Genomic DNA, 6,642 nt, shown 5'->3' with positions numbered 1-6,642 from the left:
CAACACAAAGAGGCCCCACAGTGCATTGGGTTATCGCCCACCGGCCCCGGAATCCATCATCCCGATGGAACACAGGACGATCATGCACTAACAATCAAACTGGACCAGTCAGATGAGGCTGCTCAGGGGGGCGACGTCAGGCGGGGCCGGGATGTGCAACGGTAGCCTGAAAATCCACATGAGCGAGACGCCAAGGATCGAGCGATTGTGGGGTTTCCGGCGGGCGTCAGTGCTTGGCCCCAAATCGTCATCGTGGCAATTTAGTTAGCGGCCGTGCCGCTTCAAAGATCAGCCCAGCCAAAAGTGCGGGACGGCAGCAATGCGGACAAAGCCTCATTTCTCTGCGGCCGCACCAATAGAGGCTCAGGGTTGGCAGGGCAGAAACGTATGGTTTTTTGACCAAGCTTCTCGATGATTTAAGGCTGCTCAGCCCAAACCTTGTAGTCGAACAGGGCGCCGTCTTCCTTGGCGAACTGAACGGTTTCGCGAACATATGCGGCGGAACGTTGGGGATCGAAATGATTGAGCCAGTGTTCGGGGTCGTCGCCGATTGGGGCAGGCAAGATGCCGTAGCCGAAATTTCGCTTGACGGTCCCACCGGCTGCCTGTGCGACCTCCATTCTTGAAACGCCAAAGCCGCGCGTGGCAAGATATTCGTTGAACTCCAAAAGCTCGGCTTTGGAAATCCATTCAGTGCCTGCCCCTGTTTGTGCCTGCTCTATCAGGTCTTCAAACCATGTATTCATGGCTACTCCAGTGGACGGATAATGTTGTCCGGTTGGTTCTCTTTGTGCCCAAGCGGCAGATTACGATTGCTTACAGCGAAGACGTTGCCATCGGGATCAAGAAGAACCCAATGGCCATCTTGACCTGTCAGCAGGGTCATATCCTGACCTTTGTATCAGCCGCGCCCTTCAACGATACCGCTCGGATCTGGACGAGGATTGGCAATGATATCGTCGATCTGCCCAACATCGTGGCCTTTGAGACAAATATGTCTTGCCCGTTCCCCTTGCTGCCATGGGGCAGAATTCTGTTACCACCGGGTGCCGTCGTGGCCCCGGGTCGAGCATCAACGATATTCGGCCCCGCCTCCTCCGGGATAGGTGTCGATATGACGTTGTCGCTTCTACGACTTCCGGTCAAATTCAGCCGTATCCATTTCGAAGTCATCGACGAGCGCTTGAATCTCCAAATCATCGAGCACGCCTGGATGCCGTTTATGAGCGACATAGACGCCTTCCAATGCGAGGTCATACTCCCCGACATAGAAAAACCTTCGGTCCATGGACATGTCCAAATTCGCATCTTCAAGTGCAGCGAGTTGCTTTTCCAGCAGATCGATTGCTTCTTTGTCGTCCATAGATCACCTCGGATTCCTTACAATGCCATTACCGGATACTGGGTATCCGGTTCTCACTCTACCGTCTGGTCGCACAACGACCTCTATTTCAACGCCGTTCACCTCACCGGTGATCAACAAATCGCCTTCACGATGAGCAGGCCCGACGACACGTCCGGCCCCGCAACCTTCCTGATCGCGTCCAAAATGTCATCATCCGACCAGCTTTCGGGAAACTCCGTCTTGCCGGGCATCCCTGTGCCAAACCGGTGACCACCACTCCGCCCTTCCCCATCCAGAATGTGACGTGCGCGGTCTTCGGGAATCGATACGTTGTCGATAGAATGTGGGTTCTCCATCGCAACGATATTCGGCCCCTATTGGTGCAAATTCGGGGTTCTTGGGCAGGACCGGATACCCGCCGCTGCTAATCCCTTCCTGCACGAGGGCATAGGCTGTCGCTGCTAAGCGACCTTCGACAGTTGTTACATCGACCCCCAGTCGCGCGCCCCGACATTGACCGCTACTCGTCAGAGTAAGGAGATCAAGGAGACACTGACTCGTAGACGCTTTCTTGCGGTGCTTTTCGGTTACTGCGCTACATTGTCAATTTTGCTGTACATCTCCGGGGTCTTCTACTTGCGCCTTTCGTTCAGTAGTCTTGACCTGCCTTGGGTGCAGACCTCGTTGCAGATTGCCCAATTGTTTGCGTGGGGCGTTTACACATGGATGATTTCTAGCTTGCTGATCGTCACACTCTTAGGTCTCCACTACCTTGTCGAGAGGATGCACCGGGCGTGATGCTCTGCCTTTGTCGTGGTAAGAAATGTGGTATGACGCCATTTTCATTTCTTATTATCGTGAAATATCAAATGATTATGCAATAAGAGTGTAAGACTTCGTCTCCGCCACCTATCTAGCCGGGAAAATCCCCCTGAAACCAGCCGCCAGCGACGCATGGTGTTGCGGGGCTCTGCGCGTTGGTTGCGTGTGAGCGGGACAGGGTCTGCAACTTTGTTGAGGTCGGCGATTGTGCTGATCGTGCTGGCGGCCTTCAGACAACGCCCCGGATTGCGGGGCCCGTCTCAGGCGTCGCGGATCTGCTCTGCCAGCCAGGTGGCGCGCTTTTGCTGTTCGTGTACCATGGTCAGCTTGCTTTCCAGGCGCTGGCGCTTGGCGTCGTCGGTGGTTTCGGCAAGCTCGGCCTCCAGCTTGGCGGCTTTGGTCTCCAGCTTGCGCAGCAGCTCGTCCACATGGGCGGGCTTGATCTTTTGCGCTTTGCCCTTGTCGAGGCGTTTGAAATACTTGTCGAGCTTGTCGATCGTGTTCTCAAGTCCCATGGCGGTTCTCCTTGCCCGATGCGGCAGTATCCTGGCCGGATGTAAGAACGATGTGACAATGCGGCTGCGTCATTGTGTCCTTGCCTTTTGCGGGCTGTGGGTCATGTCGGCCAGTTCCTCGTCATCCAGCGCTAGGATGCGCTCGACCTCGGCCATGGCGTCGCCGGTTTCGATGTAAAAGGCCCGCGCCGCGCCCAGAAGGTCACGCATGGCCGAGTAGGCATAGTGCGAGTCGTTCAGGAACGAGGTCGCCGCAATCGCGGTCAGCTGATGATCTCGGATCAGGGTTTCGACCCGCGTATTGGTGGTTTGGGCATCGCTTTCGACCTGTAGCCGCTCTTGGTCCAGCCACAGGCTTGAGCGTTCGGTCGGGTCTTCAAGGTCCAGCTTGCGGATCTCGACCAGGATGCGGGCGATCTCGGTGCGCAGATGGTCATACAGCTCGGTGATCGCGCCCTTGGGGCGCTCGGTATAGCGGGTCGCGTTGCGCCGCAAATGCTTGACCGATTTGACCGCCCGCACGATCTGACCGGCCACGTCCCGCAACGAGTAGATCTCGTGCATCGCGTCCTCGGGCATGTTCTTCGACCCGGCGCGGGTGGCGAATTCGACGATGGCGGCGTAGAGCGTCTTGATCTGCGCCTCGTAGCGTTGGTCGATGTCGAATTCGATCGGATGATGGCTGTGCTTGATCGTGTCTTCCAGGGCGGCCGAGGAAAACACCTGGTGCTGATGCAGGTTCAGCCCGTGCAGGATCAGCTCGGCCGCGTTGTCATAGAGATGCTTGACCTCGTGCCGCATGGCGACCTTGACCGTCTCGGGAAACTCGTCCACGGCCTCGGTCAGATATTTGGGCTGGCTGCGATCCTCGGCGGGCTGGGGGATGGCGCGTTCGAGAAACGCGATCAGGCGGTGCAGCAGCGGCAGCATGATCATCACGCCCAGCAGGTTGAAGATGGTGTGAAACACCGCCAGCTTCAGCGCAAAGTCATCCTCGGCAATGCCGACCCCCGCAGCGATCATATCGACCGACATCCGGATCGGGCCGATCAGAACCAGCGCGATCGCCGCTGTGCCCGCATTGAAGATCAAATGCGCCAGGGCCAGGCGCTTGCCCTGAAAATTGGCGCTGAGTGCGCCGATGATCGCGGTGATCGTGGTGCCGATATTGGCCCCGATCGCCAGCGCCAGCGCGTTTTCATAGGAGATCTGTCCGGCTGCCAACGCGGTGATGATCAGCGTCATCGTGGCATGGCTTGATTGCATCACCACAGTCGCCGCCGTGCCGACCAGCGTGTAGACCACCAGTCCCAACAGCCCGGTCAGCGCAAGGCGCGACAGGTCGAACTGATCCTTGAAGGCTTCGAACCCTTCTTTCATGTGGTGGATGCCCAGGAACAGAAAGCCCAACCCGGCCAACACATATCCCGCGCCGCGGATGTATTTGTTCTTTTGAAAGACCAGCACGATCGCCACCGCCAGCATCGGCAGCGCATAGGCCGAGATGTTCACCTTCAGCCCGAACCCTGCCACCAGCCAGGCGCCGGTTGTCGTGCCGATATTGGCGCCAAAGATGATGCCCACCCCCGCGATCAGCGAGATCAGGCCCGCCGACAGGAACGAGATGGTGATCACCGACACCAGCGAGCTGGATTGCATGATCGTCGTGGTCAGAACCCCAAACCCCAGCGAACGCCCGACAGAGCCGGTGGCCTTTTCCAGCGTGGCCTCAAGCAGGCCGCCAGAGAACTGCTTGAACCCGTCTTCAAGCATCAGCATGCCGAACAGAAAGATCGCGACACCTGCCGCGATTTCCTGAAAATCGCCGCTGAACCAGAATCCCAGGCCCAGAACCAGCAATAGCGCGGGCAATGTCACTTTCTTGATCATCCGGGGGGTGGCCTCATGAAAAGCACCTGCCGGTCAATACGATAGGGCGCTGAAACGCCAAGCCCGGCCCATTGATGATGGACCGGGCAAAGCTGTTCGGCAAGAGGGGGGAAGGGGCGCGTCGCGCCGCAATATGGCAGCGGCTGAATGAACAGCCACTGCCACGCGTTATGAAATGAGGGTCTTCAGGTCAAACGGTCTTGCGGCGTCGACCAAAGGCGATAAGTCCGCCCAGGCCTCCCAGCAACAGCAGCCCGGTTGCAGGCAGCGGAATGACCGCGCCAGGAACCCCGACCAGGAAGAACTTTTCGGGGCCATCGTTCATGCCGCGCATTGAGGCAAAGAACTGAACCTTGTCGTTGTCGCCATAACCCGCCAGCGAGGTGAACCCGGTGATCAGCCAATCGGCCCAGCCGATGCCGTTGTTACCGGCAGCCACGACAACCGGCGCGGCCATCTGGTCGATCAGTGCGCCGTTGATATACATGGCAAAGTTCACCAGCGTCTGCGGCGAGTTCGCGTTGGTCTGGTTCACATCCAGGCCGATGCTGATCACATTGCCAGCGATGGAGCGAATTTTCGCAACCGTGTATTCCGGACTCCATTCGCTGATCGCGGAAAGGTTCCCGGCGTTGTTATACTTTGTGTAGGGCAGCGAGGCCGGCTGTGTCGGGCAGACGGTGCCAGCGATGATGCACGGGTTTTGCTTGGTGTTCTGCACCGGATCAACCGATGCATCGACGACGCTGAGGCTGGCAGCGGATGCGCCGCTTGCAAGGGCCAGTGCCGTAATGCAGCCAATAGCGGCCGCTTTTAGTTTGAAAAATTTCATATCTGGGCTCCCCCATATCAAGAACACAATCGAGACCGGTAACCCGGCTCGCCACTCTTGGTGTGAGTCTATTGTGCCACATTTTGGCCATAATTGCGAGTCGGTAAGAGCTTTCGGTGTTGACGAGAGGGAGAAAATCCCGGTTGTGCATCGATTCCAATAGGTTGGTCTAAAACGAAAAACGCCCCCGCAACACGGGGGCGCTGTCGTTAGTGGGCCGATTGCCCGGTTTACATATTGCCGAACACCTTGAGCCAGCGGATCAGGATCGGGGTCAGGCAGATGATCATCAGCACCGGCATCATCAGCCCGGCCAGGACGGCCGACATTTTCACCGGCAGCTTGTTGGCCTTTTCCTGGGCCTTCAACTCGCGGGTCAGGCGCATTTCCTTGGCATAGTTGGACAGCGCATCAGCAACGCTGGTGCCGAATTGCAGCGACTGCACCACCACGTTGGCAAAGGACGATACCTCTTCGACCCCGGTCCGCGCGGCCAGATCCAGAAAGGCCCGCTGGCGGTCCTTACCGGCCTGGATTTCAAGCTGAAGAATGGTGAATTCGTCGGCGATGGCCGGGGCCACCGGGGCGATCTCATGGGCCACGCGGGTCATCGCGGCATCAAAGCCCATCCCGGCCTCAAGCGCGACCACGATCAGGTCAAGCGCGTTGGGCAGCGACCGCTCGATCGCCAGGCGGCGTTCCTTGATCCGGTCATGCAGCCACATCGCCGGCAGGAAGAACCCGAACAGCATCAGCACCGACAGGATGACCATCGTCTGGCCCCACGAGAACGAGGTCAGCGCGTTGCGCACGATACCCGGCAGCGGCACCTGCTGCGGCAGGTAAAGCAGCGCCAGGAACAGCGCGGGCAACAGCAACGCCAGCGCGGTGCGGATGATGTAATACAGCTGGATGGCGTTGCGGCGGTGAATGCCGGCCTGACGCAGGCGCTTGGCAATCGCGCTGCGCTCTTTCTGGGTCTGGGGGACCAGCGCACGCAGCAGGCCCTTGGGGTCGTTGTCATGCAGGCGCAGAACGTCCGCACGGCTGCGGCGACGGGTGGTCGACCCCATCGCGTAAAGGCGGCGCTGGCGGGGCGAGGGGCCAGCGAAAGAGGTCGACATGCCGTAGACGAAGAGGAACACGCCGATGGCCAGTCCGATCAGGGCCAACCGGTCGGGCGACAGGCTGTCCAGGGTCAGAAAGTCTTGGAATGCGGTCTCCATTGGGACACCTCC

Annotated in this window: 6 protein-coding genes; 1 reads left to right on the top strand and 5 read right to left on the bottom strand. The window is 58.7% G+C overall.

Annotation, left to right across the window (positions count from 1 at the left end; genetic code table 11):
* Positions 1 to 416 precede the first annotated feature (416 nt).
* Positions 417 to 746 carry a hypothetical protein gene (locus OE856_RS13190; RefSeq protein ID WP_263716619.1) on the bottom strand — a complete coding sequence of 110 codons (330 nt, stop codon included), beginning with the start codon at positions 744 to 746 and terminating at the stop codon, positions 417 to 419.
* On the opposite strand from OE856_RS13190, the gene OE856_RS13185 reads away from it, so the two are divergent.
* Positions 737 to 1,615 carry a hypothetical protein gene (locus OE856_RS13185; protein WP_263716618.1) on the top strand — a complete coding sequence of 293 codons (879 nt, stop codon included), beginning with the start codon at positions 737 to 739 and terminating at the stop codon, positions 1,613 to 1,615. The genes OE856_RS13190 and OE856_RS13185 overlap by 10 nt on opposite strands.
* An 812-nt stretch (positions 1,616 to 2,427) precedes the next feature.
* On the opposite strand, the gene OE856_RS13180 is transcribed toward OE856_RS13185, so the two are convergent.
* From OE856_RS13180 to OE856_RS13165, 4 genes are all read right to left on the bottom strand, one after another.
* The gene (locus OE856_RS13180) at positions 2,428 to 2,682 is read right to left on the bottom strand and encodes a hypothetical protein (protein WP_263716617.1); all 255 of its coding nucleotides are present in this window, start codon (positions 2,680 to 2,682) and stop codon (positions 2,428 to 2,430) included.
* A gap of 69 nt (positions 2,683 to 2,751) precedes the next feature.
* Positions 2,752 to 4,572 carry a Na/Pi cotransporter family protein gene (locus OE856_RS13175; protein ID WP_263716616.1) on the bottom strand — a complete coding sequence of 607 codons (1,821 nt, stop codon included), beginning with the start codon at positions 4,570 to 4,572 and terminating at the stop codon, positions 2,752 to 2,754.
* A gap of 190 nt (positions 4,573 to 4,762) precedes the next feature.
* Positions 4,763 to 5,404 (bottom strand): VPLPA-CTERM sorting domain-containing protein, encoded by a 642-nt coding sequence (locus tag OE856_RS13170; RefSeq protein WP_263716615.1) that lies wholly within the window; start codon positions 5,402 to 5,404, stop codon positions 4,763 to 4,765.
* 230 nt (positions 5,405 to 5,634) lie between these two features.
* The gene (locus OE856_RS13165) at positions 5,635 to 6,630 is read right to left on the bottom strand and encodes a type II secretion system F family protein (protein ID WP_263716614.1); all 996 of its coding nucleotides are present in this window, start codon (positions 6,628 to 6,630) and stop codon (positions 5,635 to 5,637) included.
* Between the last annotated feature and the right edge of the window lie 12 nt (positions 6,631 to 6,642).

Source organism: Actibacterium sp. XHP0104 (assembly GCF_025751515.1).
Lineage (GTDB): Bacteria > Pseudomonadota > Alphaproteobacteria > Rhodobacterales > Rhodobacteraceae > Actibacterium_D.
This window is presented reverse-complemented; position numbering and strand designations above follow the sequence as displayed.